This window comes from Streptomyces sp. NPDC004051, assembly GCF_053604275.1.
This window is the reverse complement of sequence record NZ_JBSGHG010000064.1, coordinates 1-17875: the sequence shown is the minus strand read 5'-3', so window position 1 is coordinate 17875 and position 17875 is coordinate 1. Positions and strand designations below refer to the sequence as shown.

Here is a 17875-nt window from a genome sequence, read left to right as displayed (position 1 = left end):
GGTCGGCGTAGACGGCGACGCTGGTGATGCCGGCGTCCTGGCAGGCCCGGGCGATGCGGACAGCGATTTCGCCACGGTTGGCAATGAGCACCTTGCGCATGTCAGCCGGCCCGGGCCGGACTCGCCGCCGGGTGCTTCGGCCCGGCCTGGCCGAAGCGCCCGTCCGTGGACTCCAGCGGCCCGAGCGTCCCGTCGAAGAAGATCAGCGGTTCCCGGGTGCTTCCCGGCGCGGCCAGCTCCAGCACCTCGCCGACGACGATGTCGTGGTCGCCGCCGGGATGCACGGCCACCGTGGAACAGGTCAGATACGCCAGGGCCTCGGTGAGGACCGGCGGTCCGTCCGGGGCGAAGTGGTGCGGGACGCCGTGGAACCCCTCCGGGCGGCGGGCCGCGAAGGCGCGGGCCAGCTCCTGCTGGCTGCCCGCGAGGAAGTTGACGGCGAAGGTCCCGTGTCGGCCGATCACCGCGTGCATCCGCGATTCCTTGTGCAGGCAGAAAAGAACCAGCGACGGGTCGAGCGAGACCGACGTGAAGGAATTCACCGTCGTGCCTTCGGCCTGGCCTTCGGTTCCGGCGGTGATGACCGTCACCCCGGTCGCGAAAAGGCCGCAGACACGGCGGAATTCCTTCGGCGCTATCGGCTGTTTCACTTGACTGTGGGTCAATGAGCGCGCTGCGGACATGTGCGATCCCTTTCCTGAAGGCTGCCGGTCTCGGAGCGTGCGCGCGTACCTAGAGGAGCTTGCGTACCTTGGACCCGGCCTTGACGATGCCGAGCAGGAATTCCCGGCCGACGCTGTTCATTTCCGGCGGCGCCTGGACCGATGCCCAGTAGAGGAATCGGGCCATGGTGGCGGTGGACGGATAGATGAACCGCTTGTTCTCGTCCTTCCAGCCGAAGACCGGGTTGACGATCGGCGAATCCTCGAGGAGCTTGAAGATGATGTCGGCCGCCTCGTCACCGGACAGGGCCCCGGCCTCGTACTTCTCGCAGGTCTCCGAGGTGGTTTCGAGCAGGATCTTGAACTTGTCGCTCTGCGGCCACCACAGCCCGGGGTAGTCGTTCTGCTCCAACTCCCGGAAGTGACGCTGGTCCTTGTCCCGGAAGTGCTTCAGCCGGGCCCGGGTCAGCCGCATCGTGCCCGGAGTGATGAACGAGCCCCACACGCGGAAGACCGCGTTCCAGAGGCGGAAGTGCGAGAAGGCGATGAACGAGCTGTTGACGATCTCGTCGTTGTACTGGAGCAGGCCCTGTTCCAGGCGCTCGACGTACTCGAAGCGCTCGGCGGAGAAGTCGCCGTCCTTGAATGCCTCCAGCAGCCGAGAGGTCAACGCGTCGACCACTTCGAGCGTGTTGGACAGGCCCCGGGAGAACAGTGGGTCCAGGAAGCCGGCGGCGTGCGACAGCAAGCACCAGCGGTCGCCGATGGTCTGCTTGGAGGAGTACTGGAGCCGGTCCGTCGAGACCCACTCCCTGACCTTGCTGGCGCCGATGAACTGCCGCTTGACCGCCGGGTACTTGTCGAGGAAGAGCTCGAACTCCTGCTCAGGGGTCAGATCCTTGGGCTTGGGGTAGGTGCGCTCGTCCACGGTCAGGCCGACGCTGCACAGCGGGTTGCGCGAGTCCTTGTGGTTGTCGAACGGGATGATCCAGAACCAACCGCGCTCGATGAGGTGGTGCATTGTCCCGGTGTGCCAGTCGGCCGGCGGCCGCAGCTCCTTGGGGTGGCCGCTGACGTCGTCGAACCGCTTCACGCCCACGTAGTGCGTGAACATGGAGCGGGAGTGGTGCTTGAACCGGGCCGGCCGCTCACGCAGGTCGAACTTCTGCGCGAGCGGCGAGCGGAACCCGGAGGCGTCCACCACATACTTCGCGCGGAACGACTCGGGCTCCGCACCCGGCGCTCCGCTGCGTCCGGTGACCGTGACGCCGTCCTCGTCGAAGTCGACGTCGCCGGCCCGCCAGCTCTGCTTGCCCACACAGCCGTACTTCACGGCGACGTGGAACATGAAGGAGTCGCTGTCCTGCCGGAACATGTGGCTGTTCTGGTGAAAGATCTTGGGCAGTGCCAGCTGGGTCGCCTCGCGCGGGTCGGGCTCCTTGCCGACCTCGTGCTTCATGAAGCCGAAGTGGGCCTTGGTCCCGAAGGTCGGTGCGATATCCCGGGTGCTCTGCCGCACACTGGCCAGGCTCTTGAGTTCGGGGAGGTCGTGGCGCTCGGCGAGAATGTGGATCCATTCGACGAGCTGCGGGGTCATCGACTCACCGATCGCGAAACGCGGATGCGTGGTGGCATCGACGAGAAGAACCCTCGCTCCGTGCTTCGCGAGAATTGCTCCGGTCACCGATCCGGCGATACCGGACCCCAGGATGATGACGTCGTACGTCGCTTCCTGAGGTATGCCGTCCGCCCCTTTGGGCCTTTCGTTCGTCCGTGCGACCACGGGCCGTCTCCTTCGTCAGGTGGGGTGCGTTCCGGTGCGAAAAGAGGGCACAAAAAACGGGCCCTTCCGGTGACCTGGAAAGGCCTTGGGGAGGAGCCCGTAAAACGGCACGACTGAACCGCTGAAGAAAGCGTGACAGGAAAGACGCGGGCGGTCAACCCCCTCTGGAAAAAGACAGGTTGAAGAGGGCTGTTCGAGCTCAGCCGCGCCTTCCGGCCGCTTCTGCGACACCGGGGTGGGCCGGCTCGAGGAGCTGCACGAGCAGGGCCCGCAGCTCATCCTCGCCACCGGGGCCGAGCAGCGCCGCCACGTCCGCGGCGAGCAGGTCGACGGCCTCGGCGACCGCCTTGAGCTGGGTGTGCCCGAGCTCGGTGAGCTCCAGGGCGTGGCGGCGTCGATCGTGCGGGTCGCGGCCGCGGTGGACCAACCCGCCGTCGACGAGCTCGTCCACCAGCTGGGAGGTCGCGGACCCGGTGATGGCCAGCTCCTGGGCGAGCCGCTGCTGCGGACAGGAGCCGGCGGCGGCGAGGATGGAGAGCGGCCCGTAGTGGCGGACCCGCAGTCCTGTCCCGGCCAGCTTCTCGTCGCCGAGCCGGCGCAGGCGGTGGTGGGCCTGCTCGACGAGGTGTTCGGTGCCCTGCACGAGGTCCTGGGTGCCCTGCGGGAGGAGCCGCGCGAGCAGGGTGTTGAGGCGGGTGACCTGTTCGGGGCTGAGGACGGCGGTGAGCCGCGCGTCCCGCTCGGCGACCGCGCGGCGGCCCGCCTCGACGGCGGAGCGGCCCTCGTCGGTGAGGGAGAGGATGTACTGGCGGCGGTTGTCCGGGTTACGGGTGCGGAGCACCTGTCCCCGGCCCTCCAGGCGGTCGATGACGCCGACCATGATCGTGCGGTTGATGCCGAGCCGCTCGGCCAGGTCGAGCTGGGAGACCCAGTCGCCGCCGGTCAGCGCGTCCAGGACGAGGAAGTCCCGGGAGTCGTCGTCCGGGCCGTCGGCGAAGGCAGTGAACTGCGCGAAGACCCGGCGCAGGAGGTAGCCGATGAAACCGGTGAGCGCTTCGGGCAGGACGCCGGCGACTTCGGCCGTGGCCTCCGTCTCCGAAATGGGGCCTCGCGTCGCACCGGGCTCGCCTCGCACGATCGTCATCTCCCCTTCGGAACCGGTAACCGAGTATACGGCCGACGGGCCCCGGTGGACCGGGCCGGATCACCGGACCACGGCCCGCCGGGGCCTGCCGTACGCCGTGGCGCGGGACGCGCCTGACCCCGCCCGGAGGGGGGAGGGCCCGGGCGGGGCTGAGGAGGACCGGCGGCGGGCCGCCGCGGGTCCTTCAGTGGGGCTGCGGCTGTGCCTGCGGCGCCGTGGCCTTGATGGTGCTCAGGGTCACGATCAGTGCGAGCAGGTAGATGCCGCCGCCGATGAGGAGCCCGTAGGAGTAGCCGGTGGTGAGCGCTTCGGACCGGTCGCCGGGCAGCTTGTTCTCGGTGATGACGGAGGCGGTGGCGGCGAGGACGGCGAGGCCGACCGCTCCACCGATCTGCTGGCTGGTGTTGATGAGGCCGGCCGCGATCCCGGTGTCCTCCGGGGAGACTCCGCGGACGCTGATGACGGTGACGGTGACGAAGACCAGGCCGAGGCCGAACCCGCAGACCAGCTGGGCGGGCAGGAGGACGGCGAAGGCGTTCTGGCCGGGCTCCAGGAAGCTGAGCCAGACCATGCCGGCGATGCCGATGACCAGTCCGGTGGAGATGACCGAGCGCTCGGGCGCCTTGGCCAGCAGCTGCGGTCCGACGCCACCGGCCGCGAAGCCGATCCCGATGGCGAAGGGGAGGTAGGCGAGGCCGGTGATCATCGGCTCGTAGCCCTTGACGATCTGCATGTAGAGGGTCAGGAAGTAGAAGGTGGCGAACATGCCCGCACCGACCAGGAACATGACCGCGTTGGCTCCGGCGCGGCTCTTGTCGGCGAGGACGGCGCTCGGCACCATCGGCGCCCGGCTGGAGCGCTGGATGACGATGAACGCGGCGATCAGCACGACCGCGACGGCCAGGGCGATCAGGGTGGTGCCGTCGTCGAGGCCCTTCTCGCCGGCCCGGTTGATGCCGTAGACGAGGGAGCCGAACCCGAAGGTGGCCGCCAGCGCGCCGGGCACGTCGACCTTGCCGCGGTCCCGCTCGCCCTCCTTCAGGACACCGGTGCCGATGAGCACCGCGACGGCGATCGGGATGTTGATGTACATGACCCAGCGCCAGCTGAGGTATTCGGTCAGCGCACCGCCGAGCAGCAGGCCGACCACGGACCCGAGCCCGCCCATCGCCCCGTAGACGCCGAGCGCCTTGTTGCGCGCCGGGCCCGCCGGGAAGGTGGAGGCCAGCAGGGAGAGTGCGGTGGGTGCCGCGATCGCCGCGCCGACGCCCTGGAGGACTCGGGCGACGATCAGCGCCTCGCCGCTGCCCGCGAGGCCGCCGAGCAGCGAGGCGAGGGTGAAGATCACGAGTCCGGTACGGAACACCCGGCGGCGTCCGAAGAGGTCACCGGCCCGGCCGCCGGCCAGCAGCAGGCCGCCGAAGGCCAGGGCGTAGGCGGTGATGACCCAGCCGAGGTTGGCGTCGGAGAGGCCGAGCGCGCTCTGCATGCTCGGCAGGGCGACGGCCACGATCGTGTTGTCGAGGACCAGCATGAGCTGGGCGGCCGCGATGACCGCGAGGGCGAGGCCGAGCTTGTCCCCGGACGGGGCCGGCGCGGCGGCGCCCGAGGGTGCGACGGGGCCCGGTGGAGCGGCTTCGGTTCTGTCCTGCATAGACATGAACGTCTCCAGAGGTGGTTCGGGGAGGTGGATCCGGCCGCTCCCGCCCCCCGGGTGCGGGAGGGATCCGGGGCGGGGACGGGGTTCAGCGTCCTGCGGCGTCCGGGACGGCCCAGATGTCCAGTTCTTCGTAGGCGGCACGCCACTCGGTCTCGTAGGCGGCGCGCAGGGGCGACGGCAGCTTCCCGAGGATCGTGGCGACCCGGGCGGCGTCGATGTCATCCAGGAGCCACGGGAGGTAGCGGTTGGCGTCGCTTCCGATGCGGTCCTTCTGCTCGGCGCTGAACGCCGCCCACTGCTCCGGGCTCATGGTCAGGTCCATGAGTGCGAGCGCCTCCCGCTCCTCGTGGTCGAGGTGGGCGCGGAGGTCGGTGCAGAGCGCGTCGACGAGGCCGCCGAGACGTTCGGTGCCCGAGTCCCGGTCGGCCAGCGCCGCGTCGATGTCGGTCAGCAGCGGTTCGATGACCGCGTGTTCGGCCTCCATCGCGTCGAGCAGCGCCATCTCGGAGCCGGCGTCACGGGCTGCCAGCGTCTTGTACATCACCGGCCACACGGTGCGGTCCTCGGAGGTGTGGTGGGCGGTGAGGAACTTCTTGAACAGCTCCCAGCCGACCGCGGTGCTCAGCACGTGCCGCGGGTCCTCGTCCACCCGGGAGGTGATCCGTGCGATGCGCTCCAGTTCACGGCGGAGCGCGTCGTGGATGGCGAACATCATCGTCATGTCGAGGTTCTTGAAGTCGCCCATGCCCTCTTCTCTCTCCTGCACGTGTTCGGCTTGGGACGACAGTATCGTCAACCTCCCTAACTATCAACTTGGCAATCGTCAGAGTTCCAAGTACTTCACGGAGCCGGACGTCCTGCCCCGGCGCGGGCGCCCACGGTGTCCTGCATGCCGTCCGGCTGCCGGGCCCCGTCCACCGGCTCGTCGGTGGGCCTCTCCTCCACCTCCAGCTCCTCCTCCGGCATCCCCTTGCGAATCCGGTTGAGCGCCGGCGAGGTCGCTGCGGTGGTGATCAGCGCCATCAGGATGAGGATCGTGAACAGGTCCTGGCCGATCACGCCGAGGCCGAGCCCGATGTTCAGCACGATCAGCTCGGTCAGCCCACGGCAGTTCATCAGCGCGCCGATCGACATCGCGTCCCGCCAGGACTGGCCGGAGAGCCGGGCCGCCCCGGTCCCACCGCCCCACTTCGCCGACACGGCCACCGTCAGGACCGCACTGGCCCAGAGCAACTGCACCGGATCCGCGGCCAGCAGGCCGACGTCCGCCCGCAGACCGGTGGTGACGAAGAACAGCGGAAGCAGTACGGGCATGGCGAAGGCCCGCAGTCGGGCCGTCTGGTACTCGATGACCCGGCTGCCGCGCGGCGTCACCGCACCGAAGACGAAGGCTCCGAACAGGGCGTGCACGCCGATCAGGTCCGTGGCCAGGGCGCTCAGGCACAGACCGCTGAAGAGCAGGATCAGGACCGAGCTGTCGGTGGGGGTCCGTTCGCCACGGGTGGCCAGTCGGGCCAGCACCGGACGCACCACCGCGACCATGAAGAAGGCGAAGGCGACGGCGAGCAGAGCGGTGGTGACCGCTTCCATCGGCGAGCCGGCCGCCGACACGGCGACCACCGCCGCGAGCAGGCACCAGGCGGTCACATCGTCGAAGGCCGCGCAGGCCAGCGCCAGCACGCCCACCCGCGTCCGGTACATGCCCCGGTCCGCCAGGATCCGGGCCATCACCGGGAAGGCGGTGATGCTCATGGCCACCGCGATGAACAGGACGAACGGCAGCCGCTCCGCGCCCTCGGGCGCGAAGGAGTCGTACATCCCGAGGGCCAGGAGCGCGCCGAGGCCCAGCGGCAGAGCGACGCTCACCATGGAGACCAGCGCCGCCGTCTTGGTCTGCGCGCGGAGCGAGCTGATCTGGAGCTCGTGTCCGACGAGGAACATGAAGATGAGCAGTCCCAAACTGCCGAGCAGCCCCAGGTAGGGCAGGGAGGACGGCGGGAAGAGCCACGCCTGCGCGCCGGGCCACAGCCACCCCAGGAACGAGGGGCCGAGCAGCAGGCCGACGGCTATCTCGCCGACCACCGGCGGCTGACCGACGCCGCGTACGAGGCGCGCGCCCACCTTGCAGAGCAGGATCACCGTCGGGATGGCGATCAGGAGATCGGGCAGGGGGTCGGTCGCAGCAGCCATGGCCATCGGTTCTCCAGAGGGGAGTGGGAGGTTCTCAGGCGCCGTACGGACGTACGGACTTGGCGTCGCGCAGGGCCAGCGCCCACCAGAGCAACTGGTCGAGCATGAGCTTGGCCGCGGCCTCGGCGCCCTCGGGCTCGGCCGGGAACCGGCCCTGGGCGTCGTAGTGTTCGAGGATGCGCGGGAAGAGCACCGCGTCCTTCATCCCGACCGCGTGGAACTCGGCGAAGATCTGCCGCAGATGCTCCACCGCGCGCGCGCCGCCCACCAGCGACAGCCCGTAGCCGACGAAGCCGACGGGTTTGGCCTCCCACTCGGCCTGGAAGCTGTCGACGAGGGTCTTGAGCGGGCCGGGAACACTGCGGTTGTACTCCGGGACGATCAGGACGAACGCTTCGGCGGCGGCCAGCCGGGGCCGCAGCGCCACCGTCACCGGGTCCTGCGCGTCGAGGCTGCCGGGCAGCTCGTGGTCCGCCACGTCGACGGTGTCCAGGACCAGGTCCTCCCGGAGTGCGGCCACCGCGGTGAACCAGCCGGAGACGTCCGGCGCCAGCCTGCCGCCGCGCGCCGAGGCGACGACGACCGCCACCTTGACCGGCGCGGCGGCGGGCAGCAGCGGAACCGCGGCCCGCGGGGCGGCCGGCACATCCGTGCCCTGCCCGGCCGCCGGGGAATCCACGGGTGCCCCTCAGCCCGCCGCAGCGGACCGCGCTGCGACAGGCGTGAGGGAGAGGAACTGGGTCGCGTCGACCCGAGAGAGAATCCGGCGGGTCAGCGCGGGCATCTTCGTCAAACCGTCGTCCGTGAAGACCACCGGGTCGGTCAACTTGATCCGCCGACCCCGCGTGGTGATCTCGCAGCCTCCCGCAGCCAGGACGTTCTTGACCCAGTCGGACCCCGGACCGTACGGCAGGGTGATGACGATGTCGTCGCCCCGGCGGAACAGCTTGACCGGGGTGGTGAAGGCGCGGCCGGACTTGCGGCCGCGGTGGTGGACCTTGCCGAAGCCGGGCATCCGGCTCAGGACGGGACCCACGAAGTGGTTGGCGACCGCCTTGTTGAAGCGGGCCACGCGTCGGTTGATCGGCACGACTTCCTCCTCTTTCTCCGCCGTTACGGGATGCCGCCTCGCGGCCGGAAAGAGGGGTGGGCGGCTCCGAGCGGAGCCGCCCACCCCTCACCGCCGCCGCGTCAGGCCCGCTGCGGCGGAACGGCCTTGGGCGTCAGCGGGCCGACCGGCTTGCCGCCGGACTTCAGGAAGCGCTCCAGCGTGAAGTTGTCCACGATCCCCCAGCGCTCGGCGATCCTGTCGCCCTCGAAGCGGAACCAGATGATGGCCTGGTGCTGGACCTGTAGGCCGGTCGGCTGGATGCCGATGAAGGGGCCCGTGTGCTTGCCGTGCATCACCCAGCGGATCGCGGCCCGGTCGCCCTGCGAGATGAAGTCGAGGATCTCGTACTTGATCTCGCTGAACGCCGACTGCTGGATGCGGATCGTGTGCTTGAAGGCTTCCGGACCCCGCATGGAGTCGTCGTGGCTGCCGTGGTTGCGGAAGTCCTCGGTGAGGTAGCGGTCGGCGGCCGTGAGGTCACCGAGGTCCAGGCCCTCGTGGAAGACCTTCTCGATGACCTCGCGCTGCTGCTCGGGCGTGAGTGCGGTGGGCATGGCGGATTCTCCTCTGAACTCGTTGGACGGGTAAGGCAGTCGATGATGTGACGAGATCTCAGTGGCGGGTGTCGAGGGCTTCCAGGGAACGCGCGTCGACCTCGGTCACCCCGCCGGGCGGCGCCCCGGTGCTCCACACGATTCGGAGCCGCAGCCGCGCGAAACGCCAGCCGTCCGCCGTCCGCCGCGCGACGCCGGTGAACCGTCCACCGATCTGGAAGTACGCGGAGGGCTGCGGCGGTACGGGCGAGCCGAAGTGCACGTGCGAGGCGATCAGGCTCCAGCTGACCGCGGCACGGTCGCCGTCCGGCTCGATCGAGGCGAGGGAGCCGTGGTGATGCGTACGGCTCCAGCGCTCCATGATCTCCCGCAGGAAACCGTCGGCCCCGGCCAGGCCCCGGTGGCTGCCCACCGGGAAGAGGAGCTCCACGTCCTCGGTGAACAGGGACGCCGCCCAGACCTCGTCGAAACCGGAGCCGGAGCCGCCCTCGGCGAGCCCTTCGTCCAGGCCCGCCAGATAGCGGTCGATCAGGTTGTTCAGGGCCGTGGTATCGGTCAACCGCGCGACCTCGGCCGCGAGTTCACCGAGGCCGGGCTCCGGAGCCCCGGTCACGGCACCCGGTGCGCGTCGGTCTCGGCATCCGTCGCGTAGATCACCGTGTCGTCGGGGCCGTGCACGACCGCCTTGCCCTTGCCGGTGAACGTGCCGTCGCCCTCCAGCCGGGCCTCGATGTCTATCTTGATGTAGGCGGCTCGGAACCCGGTGGGGCTGATCTGGGTGACATCGGTGTTGAAGTCCTCCCGCAGGAAGAACGTGAACGTGTCGTCGCCGGTCGGCGTCCAGGAGCCGGCGCCCGTGCTCTTCTGCGTGACGACGACGAGCGAACCGTCCTCCTGGAAGGTGACGGTGTAGTCGTCCACCTCACCGTCGTGCGTGACCGTACCCGCCCACTGTCCGGCGGGTGAACTGGGAGAAACAGACATCGACCACACTTCCTCTGTCGGCTGCGGACAAAAAAGAATCCGTGCCCGACACGGAGCCGGACACGGATTCTGGAGAGAGCTGGGGCCGCCGTCACATCTGATCGGCCGATCGCGGGGCGATCACGGAATCAGAGCATGGAGCTGCCGGAAGAAGTGTGACACTCAACTTCCTGAACCGTCAACCTGCTTACGTTGCAAGGATCCCACCCTCCCCGTCCCGCCCGTCGGAGAACCGACATCGCAGGTCAGCGACGTTCACGTGGTCGGTCGCCCGAGCTCAACCCCCGTAACGTCATGAGCCCATGCCTGCCGTCCACCGGTCGACAGCGGCGCTCCGCGCTCCCTCAGCGCGAACAGTTCGTCGAGGTCGTACTCGGCCCGCTGCTTCCTTCCGTAGCGGGTGATCTTGCCCCGGGAGGCCCACTTGCGGATCGTCGCCTCGCTGACGCCCATGGCCAGCGCGGCCAGCTCGGTCGACACGGTTCTGCGTCTCGAAGTCGTCACTCCGACCGCCTCGCCATCTGTCCCGCCACCATCAGCCACTGGCGCGGCGGAAGGACGTGCCCGGCGTCGCACGAGACCTGGCCGGGCGCCGCGGCCGACCCGCCGGCGCCGCGCACCACGGCCAGCAGCGTGCCCGTGCACTCGGGCTCCACGCACGCCCCGAGCGGCAGCCCGCGCACCGGGGCCGGACCGAACAGGACTCCGAGCCGCTGGAGCAGCTGGTGCACCTCCTCGTCGAACGGGACGGCCGCGGGGTGCCCGGCGATCCAGTCCATCTCCTCGCGGAGGAACGACACCAGCGATGCGACGTCGCGGCCCCGCGGCCCCTTCGCCCCGCCCTCCTCGACGACCAGTCGCGCCCACGAGGCCAGCACCTCCGTGACCTCCGTGCGCATCTCGACGATCCGCTCGTCGAGCACTATGCCGACGGATCTGCTCCCGCCCACCCGTTCCCGCATCCGGGCTGGACTCGGGGTCAAGGCGTGGTCGCTCTCGCGATACAGACCTAGCAGGGTGAGCAGTTCCCCCCGCAGCCTCTCGATGCACATCCGGCAGACACTCCCGCAGAGTGCCGCACAGTCCCGGCCCATATGGCCGGCGGAGAGTGTTGGGTCCTTGTGCATCTGACTCCTCGAACCTTTCCTTCGGTGTCCGTGTGTGACGGCCCTGCCCCGCCCGGGGTGCCGGGCGGGGCAGGGCCGGAGAACGGGGCTCGGAGCGGGCCCAGAACGCGGGCCCATGGTCGATCGCTCCGGTCCGATGCACTGATCCGTGACAGTGGTTGCTGCAAACCGTCCGGCGAGCGGGGAAACCCGGCTCCGAACACAGAACACGCCGTCAAGACGGCAGACGAGCGCGTGCACACCCCCCAACGGCACCACGGCAGGCGGATTCGATCGTGCGCCTCCCCGATGGAGGCCCACGTCTGCTCCGGGATCAAGGACAGATGAGACACCCACCAGGGGACGACTGGCAACCGGACCGTAGTGCCCGAAAAAGAACAGACGGATACGGGAGTGCTTCTGTTCGCGTCGGAGCGTTCCGCGCGTCCGCGGCACAGTCACCGCAGCACAACGACCGGAATCCAAACGGAATCTGACAAGGCGTCGGCTGAAAGGCCGCAGCACCTGGCGCTCCGGGCAAGCGTGGCAGGTGGCTGACACACACCACTCGGGCCAGACGGCCGGACCGGGCGTCCGCACGCGGAAGTGGGGTGGATGCGGCGCCGCGGAGATCGACTCCGCCCGCGCGACCCGCTCGGCGACTACCACACTCCCCCCCGAAGCTCAATAAGATGAAGATCACAAAAAGAATGGACCGTTACCGCGCGGGAGCTGCTGTACGGCGCGGCGGCGTCGGTGCGGGCAGGGCAGCAGGACGGCATCTGGTCCTGGGAACGGGGCGACAGCACGGAACTGCGGCGCCCGATGTGGATGACGTACCAGGGTGTGACGGCGCTGCGCGCCCACGCGGTGTGGACCTATCGGCCCGACGAGACGGCGCCCGCGCGGTGAGCGGGAGCCGGAGGACGGAGCGCATGGGCGGTCAGCGGGTTCCGGCGGCGCGGCGACTGCTGGCGAGAACCCTGGACGGCACGTTGCCCGAACGGGACCAGGCGGCCGCGGCTCATGCGGTCGTCGCCGAACTCGGGGCACCTGAAGCCCTGTTGGAGCTGGTCACCGAACTCGCCTCCGGAGCGGGTGATCCGGAGGCCTGCGCCGGGCTGTCGTACCGGCACGTCCTCGGTTTCGACAAGCTGCTGCTGGTCGACGCGGGCCCGCTGCACATGCTGCGCGCACACGTGTGGCACGCGGGCGCGGGCGGCACCGGCCGGGAGGACATCCACAACCACCGCTCGACGCCGGCCTCCCATGTCGTCCGGGTCGCCTGTGCACGGAGTTGTACGAGGAGCTGCCCGAGACGGGGCCCGGGGCGCGGGGCGGCGCCGGGATCGGGACGACCCGGTTCGAGGAATCGCTGGCCGAGGGGTCGGCCGACTGGCTGCCGGCGCCGGCGGGTCCGGCGCGGCTGCGCCTGACGCACCTGGGCCGGTACGCGGCGGGCAGCACCTACGCCCTGCCGGCGCACACCCTGCACCGCGCCTGGTGCGACACGGACGCGCCGACGGTGACGCTGTTCCTGGAGACGGGCGGGCGACGGCGGCGGCACACCGACGTGTTCACGGCGGCGGGCCCGCGTCCGGCGGCGATGCCGAAGGTGCCGCTGAACGTGCCGGCCTACCTGGACGCGCTGAGCACGCCGGCGGAGTCGCTCAGGAGTCCGTGAGCGCCTGCCGGACGACGTCCAGGTTGTAGGCGTCGATGTCGACCCCGGTCAGCTCGGACGGGTGGAGCCAGGCGTGGTCCTGATCCGGACCGGGCAGCGTGACCTCCCGGGACAGCGGGCGGACCAGGAAGTTCTCCTGCCAGTTCTTGCCCTCGTGCCCCGCGTACTCGCTGAGGAAGGACGACTCGCCGACCTTGCGCACGATCTCACCGAGCAGGCCGGTCTCCTCCTTCAGCTCGCGCAACGCCCCGTCCCGGGCGCTCTCCCCGGGATCGGGCTTGCCGCACGGCACGCCCCACACCCGGGGCAGGAATCTCTCGGTCTCGCTGCGCCGCACCAGGAGCACCCGCCCCTCGTCGTCCCTCACGACCGCTGCCGCCAGCCGTTCGTCGCCGGGGATGTCCATGTCCCCGTTCATGGCTCCTCGGTTCCTCGGTCCTTTGCCGGAGACGGGTCCGCAGGTTCTGATACCCGCGAAAGCCGCCACCGCACCAGGGTCATCCGAAGGAAGCCGTGGCGTCGGCCGCACCGCCGGTGTCCCGGCTCAGTGCCTGGATCTCCTCGTACGTGGGCACCGGGCCGCCGGGTGCGCGGCCCGCCCGGATGTCGGTCGCCGCCTCCACCGCCGCACCCAGCGCCCGCCGGTACAGCAGCGAGCCGAGGCTGACCCGGCGTACGCCGAGGTCGGCGAGGTGAGGGACGGAGGGACCGGCCGGCGAGTAGAGGACGTTGAGGGGAACGTCGCCCAAGTGGCGTACCAGGGAGGTGATCTCCCGGACGTCGGTGAGCCCGGGGACGAACACCCCGTGTGCGCCCGCCTGTCGGTAGGCGTCGAGCCGCCGGACCGTGCCCTCGCCGTCGCCGAGCCAGTGGGTGTCGGTGCGGGCGTTGACGAAGAGGCCGGGGGCCGCGGCCCGGACGGCGGCGATCTTCGCGGCGTGCCGGTCGACGGGCCCGAGCCCGTCCTCCAGGTTGATGCCGGCGGCGCCCGCGGCGTGCAGGGCGCGGGCGAACTCGGCCACCTCCTCCGGGTCGTCGCCGAATCCGTCCTCCGCGTCCACGGACAGGTGGAACGGCTCGGAGCCGAGGGTGCGGGCGAGCCGCAGGGTCTGTTCCCTGGTCGCCGCCGCCCCGTCGGGCAGCCCGACCGCCGCCGCGGCGGCCAGGCTGGTGGTGCCGATCGCCGGGAACCCCTGAGCGGCGAGAGCGGCCGCGGAGGCGTGGTCCCAGGCGTTGGGCAGCAGGAGGGGCTCGTCGGTGTGGTGGAGATCGGCGAAGGTCATCCGGGGCATGGGACAACCCTAGGGGCGGAACACTCCGGCACCGGCCGAAACGTCCACCCGGCCACTGGTGGTGGCGCCGTCGGCCACGGGGACGCCGAAGTCCGGTGTGCCGTCCGGTTTCCAGCCGAAGGTCTGGATCCGGGTGTGGCGGTTCGGGTCGTGGAGCGGGTCCCCGTCGATCTCCTTGTACTGCCGGGCGTGGTACACGAGGACGTCGGTACGGCCGTCCTCGGCGACGGTGAAGCAGCTGTGGCCGGGGCCGTACTGCCGGGTCGTGTCGTTGCTGGCGAAGACGGGGACGGGGGACTTGGACCAGTTGGCGGTGTCCATGAGGTCGCTGTCGCCGGGGGCGGTCAGCAGGCCCATGCAGTAGTGGGCGTCGGTGGCGCTGGCCGAGTAGGTCATGAAGATCCGGCCGCCCCGCTGGATCACGTACGGCCCCTCGTTGACCTTGAAGCCGATGCGCTCCCAGTCGTACTCCGGTGTGGACAGGCGCACTTGGGGCCCGGTCAGGGTCCAGGGGTCGGCCATCTCGGAGAGCCAGAGGGCGGTGTTGTTGTCCATGCCGGGCTCGTGCTGGGCCCAGGAGAGGTAGCGGGTGCCTCGGTGGGTGAAGGTGGTGGCGTCCAGGGAGAAGGTCTCCCAGGCGGTCTTGACCTGCCCCTTCTCGGTCCAGGTGCCCCGGAAGGGGTCGGGGTGGGCGTTCTCCAGGACCCAGATGCGGATGGCCCACACGTCCTCGGCGGGCGCGGCGGCGAAGTAGACGTACCACTTGCCGGCGATGCGGTGCAGCTCCGGCGCCCAGATGTGGGCGCCCATGTCACCGGTGGGATGCGCCCGCCAGATGACGGACTCGGCGGCACTTCCCAGACCGTTCAGCGTGCGGGAGCGGCGCAGGACGATCCGGTCGTACTCGGGGACGGTGGCGGTGAAGTAGTAGAAGCCGTCGGTGTGGCGGGTGATGTGCGGGTCGGCACGGTTGCGGACGAGGGGGTTCACGTAGGGCGCCGCCTTCGGTCTGCCGGCGAGGGTGCCGGGAGCGGCCGCGTGGGCCACCGTGGCGGTGGCGGCCAGGGTGCCTGCGGCGAGGGCCCCCTTCAGTAACAGCCTGCGGTCGGGCGTCCGGGGCGTGTCGTCGGCGGTAGGGCTCATGTGGTCTGCCTTTCGGGGGGCTCGCTCGAGAACCTCGGGATCACGGATCGGCTGTTCGGCATCCCGAACGCCATCTGGAATGACGAACGTCGACAAGGTAGGGGTGTGTCACGGACAGGTCAACGGGCCCGGCGGGACGAAATCGCCGGCGCCTCCCCTTCGGGGCCCCGCCCCTACACCGGCTGAGGGGCGAAGCGAGCCATCTCGTCCCCCTCGGGCTGGACGACGCCGTACCTGCCCTCGGGGACCTCGTTCCACATGCCGGGCAGGCCCCCCAAGGGCTCCGACACGATGAGGCGGGTCTCGTCGGACGCCTCACGCAGGAACTCCATGTCCGGGTGGAGGGAGCGCAGCGTCTCCACGCGCGTGCTGTAGAAGAGCGAACGGGACGCCCTCTGCGTCGAGTAGCGGAACGCCCACAGCCGTCGTCCGTCGGTCACCGCCACCGTCATCTGCAGCGGGTACTCCACACCGTGCTCGCGCCCGACCCGCTCCACCAGGCCCACCATCCGCGCGACCGCGCCGGGCGGATCCTGCTCCAGTCCGAAGGTGAGCGCCAGGTAGAACATCAACTCGGAGTCCGTGGAGCCCTCGACGGCGAGGAAGAGTTCCGGGTCGACGGCCAGGGCGAGGTCGCGCCGCATGCGGTGGAAGTCCGTGATCGCACCGTTGTGCATCCACATCCAGCGGCCGTGACGGAACGGGTGGCAGTTGGTCTCCTGCACCGCCGATCCGGTCGAGGCCCGGATGTGGGCGAAGAACAGGGGCGAGCGGACGTGGCGGGCGATCTCCCGCAGGTTGCGGCTGCTCCAGGCCGGGCCGATCTCCCGGACGATCGCCGGAGTGTCGGCGCGGGGCCCGTACCAGCCGACGCCGAACCCGTCGCCGTTGGTCGTCTCGACGCCCAGCCTGGCGTGCAGGCTCTGGTCGATCAGTGAGGGCGTCGGCTTGTAGAGCAGGCTGTCGAGCAGGATCGAGGTACCTGAGTAGGCCAGCCAACGGCACATCGGCCACCGCCTTCCCGACCGCGGGGTCGTCTCCCCCTCAGGATCCCAGTCCTGCCGCAGGGGCGCGCTGCGAGGCCGCGCGGCAGGTCGGGGGCCGTCTCGCTCGACTACCGTCGGGGGGATGAGCACCGCCGCCCCCTCCCCCGCCCTCGCCGACGCCCTCGCGGGCGGCACGGTCGTCCTCGACGGCGGCATGTCCAACCAGCTCGCGGCGGCCGGGCACGACCTGAGCGACGCACTGTGGTCGGCGCGGCTGCTCGCCGAGGATCCCGAGGCGGTCACCGAGGCGCACCTCGCCTACTTCGAGGCGGGCGCGGACGTGGCGATCACCGCCAGTTACCAGGCCACCTTCGAGGGCTTCGCCCGGCGCGGAATCGGGCGGGAGGAGGCGGCCGGCCTGCTCGCTCTGAGCGTCGGGTGTGCCCGCGAGGCGGCCCGCAGGGCCCGGACGCCCCGCCGCCCCCTCTGGGTGGCGGCCTCCGTCGGCCCGTACGGCGCGATGCTCGCAGACGGGTCCGAGTACCGGGGCCGGTACGGGCTCACCGTGTCCGAGCTGGAACGCTTCCACCGCCCCCGCATGGAGGTCCTGGCCGCCGCCGGTCCCGACGTGCTCGCCCTGGAGACGGTCCCGGACACCGACGAGGCGCAGGCCCTGCTCCGGGCGGTGCGGGGGCTCGGCGTGCCGGCCTGGCTGTCGTACTCGACGGCCGGCGACCGTACCCGCGCGGGTCAGCCCCTGGCGGAGGCCTTCGCGCTCGCCGCGCGGGCGGACGAGGTGATCGCCGTCGGCGTCAACTGCTGCACCCCCGAGGACGCCGACCACGCCGTCGCCCTCGCGGCCCGCGTCACCGGAAAGCCCGTCGTCGTCTACCCCAACAGCGGCGAGACCTGGGACGCCGGGGCACGGGCGTGGACCGGCCGGCCGACCTTCACGGCCGGGCAGGTCACGGGCTGGCGGGAGTCCGGGGCACGGCTGATCGGCGGATGCTGCCGGGTGGGGCCGGAGACGATCGCGGCGCTCGCGGGGACGCTGCGGACCCCGTAGCGAACCCGCACCGCACCACCTTCCCGGATCCCACTCCCCCACGCCCCACCCGTCGGCCGGCTCGGCCACCAGCAGCAGCCCGCGCCCACCATGGAACAGTCCGCGCACCCGTACGTCCCGAATGTGCGCATGCGTGACGGTGAACGTACACGCGCGGGTGGGGAGTTCGACCCCATGAGCACCACAGCAGGACCACGGTCCCGGTCACGCGGGAACGCGTCCGCGATGAAGAGGGTGGGCGCCCTGCGTGTGCTGATCGGGGGCGTCACAGGCTGGACCGCGCCCGTAGGGGACCTCGTCGCGTCCGTGGCGGGCCTCGGCGGCGCCGTATGCCGGCCGGGGCTCGAGGCTTTACGCGGGCGCGCCTGCGTGATCAGCTGTGGCTTGTCATGAACAGGCAGCCTTCGGAAGGCTGTGGGGGGTGCCCCTATGGGTTTCGTCTGGGACATCCGGATGCCGCCGAGGGCGCCCCCCAGCCCGGCATCGGCCGGCACCGCCCAGAAGGGCACT

Annotated in this window: 20 protein-coding genes and 1 pseudogene; 3 read left to right on the top strand and 18 right to left on the bottom strand. The window is 70.6% G+C overall.

Annotated features, from left to right (window positions below; all coding sequences use genetic code 11):
- The 14 genes from ACWEQO_RS33860 to ACWEQO_RS33795 form a co-directional block, all read right to left on the bottom strand.
- The coding region (locus ACWEQO_RS33860; RefSeq protein WP_361462715.1) for a biotin carboxylase N-terminal domain-containing protein at window positions 1-100 on the bottom strand (100 nt) is incomplete at its 3' end.
- 1 nt (window position 101) lies between these two features.
- Complete coding sequence (locus tag ACWEQO_RS33855; protein WP_452986373.1) at window positions 102-683, bottom strand: flavin reductase family protein; 582 nt, start codon at window positions 681-683, stop codon at window positions 102-104.
- A gap of 49 nt (window positions 684-732) precedes the next feature.
- Window positions 733-2445, bottom strand: coding sequence for an NAD(P)/FAD-dependent oxidoreductase (locus tag ACWEQO_RS33850; RefSeq protein WP_452986372.1), 1713 nt, complete (start codon window positions 2443-2445; stop codon window positions 733-735).
- Window positions 2446-2644: 199 nt separating this feature from the next.
- Entirely contained in the window at window positions 2645-3589 is a 945-nt protein-coding gene (locus ACWEQO_RS33845; protein ID WP_361462684.1) for a MarR family winged helix-turn-helix transcriptional regulator, read from the bottom strand.
- A gap of 184 nt (window positions 3590-3773) precedes the next feature.
- Window positions 3774-5249, bottom strand: coding sequence for an MFS transporter (locus ACWEQO_RS33840; RefSeq protein ID WP_361462686.1), 1476 nt, complete (start codon window positions 5247-5249; stop codon window positions 3774-3776).
- Between the two features lie 85 nt (window positions 5250-5334).
- A complete protein-coding gene (locus ACWEQO_RS33835; RefSeq protein ID WP_452986377.1) occupies window positions 5335-5994 on the bottom strand; it encodes a hemerythrin domain-containing protein in 660 nt (219 codons plus the stop codon).
- A 95-nt stretch (window positions 5995-6089) separates the two neighbouring features.
- On the bottom strand, window positions 6090-7439 hold the full coding sequence (locus ACWEQO_RS33830; RefSeq protein WP_452986371.1) for a cation:proton antiporter: 1350 nt from the start codon (window positions 7437-7439) through the stop codon (window positions 6090-6092).
- A gap of 34 nt (window positions 7440-7473) precedes the next feature.
- On the bottom strand, window positions 7474-8052 hold the full coding sequence (locus ACWEQO_RS33825; protein ID WP_452986375.1) for an NADPH-dependent FMN reductase: 579 nt from the start codon (window positions 8050-8052) through the stop codon (window positions 7474-7476).
- Between the two features lie 75 nt (window positions 8053-8127).
- The gene (locus tag ACWEQO_RS33820) at window positions 8128-8529 is read right to left on the bottom strand and encodes a nitroreductase family deazaflavin-dependent oxidoreductase (protein WP_361462691.1); all 402 of its coding nucleotides are present in this window, start codon (window positions 8527-8529) and stop codon (window positions 8128-8130) included.
- A 101-nt stretch (window positions 8530-8630) separates the two neighbouring features.
- Window positions 8631-9104, bottom strand: coding sequence for an ester cyclase (locus ACWEQO_RS33815; protein WP_452986370.1), 474 nt, complete (start codon window positions 9102-9104; stop codon window positions 8631-8633).
- A gap of 58 nt (window positions 9105-9162) precedes the next feature.
- A complete protein-coding gene (locus tag ACWEQO_RS33810) occupies window positions 9163-9663 on the bottom strand; it encodes a nuclear transport factor 2 family protein (RefSeq protein WP_361462696.1) in 501 nt (166 codons plus the stop codon).
- Window positions 9664-9713: 50 nt separating this feature from the next.
- Window positions 9714-10088 carry a dehydrogenase gene (locus ACWEQO_RS33805; RefSeq protein ID WP_452986369.1) on the bottom strand — a complete coding sequence of 125 codons (375 nt, stop codon included), beginning with the start codon at window positions 10086-10088 and terminating at the stop codon, window positions 9714-9716.
- A 255-nt stretch (window positions 10089-10343) separates the two neighbouring features.
- Window positions 10344-10592: a transcriptional regulator gene (locus tag ACWEQO_RS33800; protein ID WP_361462701.1), complete on the bottom strand. Its 249-nt coding sequence runs from the start codon at window positions 10590-10592 to the stop codon at window positions 10344-10346.
- Entirely contained in the window at window positions 10589-11140 is a 552-nt protein-coding gene (locus ACWEQO_RS33795) for an OvmZ protein (protein ID WP_361462704.1), read from the bottom strand. The genes ACWEQO_RS33800 and ACWEQO_RS33795 overlap by 4 nt, the downstream gene beginning before the upstream one ends.
- A gap of 810 nt (window positions 11141-11950) precedes the next feature.
- On the opposite strand from ACWEQO_RS33795, the gene ACWEQO_RS33790 reads away from it, so the two are divergent.
- Entirely contained in the window at window positions 11951-12106 is a 156-nt protein-coding gene (locus tag ACWEQO_RS33790) for a hypothetical protein (RefSeq protein WP_361462707.1), read from the top strand.
- A gap of 23 nt (window positions 12107-12129) precedes the next feature.
- Window positions 12130-12878: pseudogene (locus ACWEQO_RS33785) on the top strand (hypothetical protein).
- Here the strand turns inward: ACWEQO_RS33785 and ACWEQO_RS33780 are convergent.
- From ACWEQO_RS33780 to ACWEQO_RS33765, 4 genes are all read right to left on the bottom strand, one after another.
- Window positions 12865-13284, bottom strand: coding sequence for an NUDIX hydrolase (locus tag ACWEQO_RS33780; RefSeq protein WP_452986374.1), 420 nt, complete (start codon window positions 13282-13284; stop codon window positions 12865-12867). The pseudogene ACWEQO_RS33785 and the gene ACWEQO_RS33780 sit on opposite strands and share 14 nt — an antisense overlap.
- A gap of 91 nt (window positions 13285-13375) precedes the next feature.
- Complete coding sequence (locus ACWEQO_RS33775) at window positions 13376-14161, bottom strand: isocitrate lyase/PEP mutase family protein (protein WP_361462722.1); 786 nt, start codon at window positions 14159-14161, stop codon at window positions 13376-13378.
- Window positions 14162-14179: 18 nt separating this feature from the next.
- Window positions 14180-15313 carry a glycoside hydrolase family 43 protein gene (locus ACWEQO_RS33770; RefSeq protein WP_452986368.1) on the bottom strand — a complete coding sequence of 378 codons (1134 nt, stop codon included), beginning with the start codon at window positions 15311-15313 and terminating at the stop codon, window positions 14180-14182.
- 173 nt (window positions 15314-15486) lie between these two features.
- Complete coding sequence (locus ACWEQO_RS33765; protein ID WP_452986367.1) at window positions 15487-16320, bottom strand: class II glutamine amidotransferase; 834 nt, start codon at window positions 16318-16320, stop codon at window positions 15487-15489.
- Window positions 16321-16441: 121 nt separating this feature from the next.
- Here ACWEQO_RS33765 and mmuM point away from each other — a divergent pair, with 121 nt between their 5' ends.
- The gene (mmuM, locus tag ACWEQO_RS33760; protein WP_361462712.1) at window positions 16442-17365 is read left to right on the top strand and encodes a homocysteine S-methyltransferase; all 924 of its coding nucleotides are present in this window, start codon (window positions 16442-16444) and stop codon (window positions 17363-17365) included.
- Window positions 17366-17875: the final 510 nt, after the last annotated feature.

What these genes read in the sequence shown, in the direction of transcription:
- ACWEQO_RS33855 (WP_452986373.1), bottom strand. Translation starts at nt 683, where the DNA reads ATGTCCGCAGCGCGCTCATTGACCCACAGTCAAGTGAAACAGCCGATA.
- ACWEQO_RS33845 (WP_361462684.1), bottom strand. Translation starts at nt 3,589, where the DNA reads ATGACGATCGTGCGAGGCGAGCCCGGTGCGACGCGAGGCCCCATTTCG.
- ACWEQO_RS33840 (WP_361462686.1), bottom strand. Translation starts at nt 5,249, where the DNA reads ATGTCTATGCAGGACAGAACCGAAGCCGCTCCACCGGGCCCCGTCGCA.
- ACWEQO_RS33835 (WP_452986377.1), bottom strand. Translation starts at nt 5,994, where the DNA reads ATGGGCGACTTCAAGAACCTCGACATGACGATGATGTTCGCCATCCAC.
- ACWEQO_RS33830 (WP_452986371.1), bottom strand. Translation starts at nt 7,439, where the DNA reads ATGGCTGCTGCGACCGACCCCCTGCCCGATCTCCTGATCGCCATCCCG.
- ACWEQO_RS33815 (WP_452986370.1), bottom strand. Translation starts at nt 9,104, where the DNA reads ATGCCCACCGCACTCACGCCCGAGCAGCAGCGCGAGGTCATCGAGAAG.
- ACWEQO_RS33805 (WP_452986369.1), bottom strand. Translation starts at nt 10,088, where the DNA reads ATGTCTGTTTCTCCCAGTTCACCCGCCGGACAGTGGGCGGGTACGGTC.
- ACWEQO_RS33795 (WP_361462704.1), bottom strand. Translation starts at nt 11,140, where the DNA reads ATGTGCATCGAGAGGCTGCGGGGGGAACTGCTCACCCTGCTAGGTCTG.
- ACWEQO_RS33780 (WP_452986374.1), bottom strand. Translation starts at nt 13,284, where the DNA reads ATGGACATCCCCGGCGACGAACGGCTGGCGGCAGCGGTCGTGAGGGAC.
- ACWEQO_RS33775 (WP_361462722.1), bottom strand. Translation starts at nt 14,161, where the DNA reads ATGACCTTCGCCGATCTCCACCACACCGACGAGCCCCTCCTGCTGCCC.
- ACWEQO_RS33770 (WP_452986368.1), bottom strand. Translation starts at nt 15,313, where the DNA reads ATGAGCCCTACCGCCGACGACACGCCCCGGACGCCCGACCGCAGGCTG.
- ACWEQO_RS33765 (WP_452986367.1), bottom strand. Translation starts at nt 16,320, where the DNA reads ATGTGCCGTTGGCTGGCCTACTCAGGTACCTCGATCCTGCTCGACAGC.
- mmuM (WP_361462712.1), top strand. Translation starts at nt 16,442, where the DNA reads ATGAGCACCGCCGCCCCCTCCCCCGCCCTCGCCGACGCCCTCGCGGGC.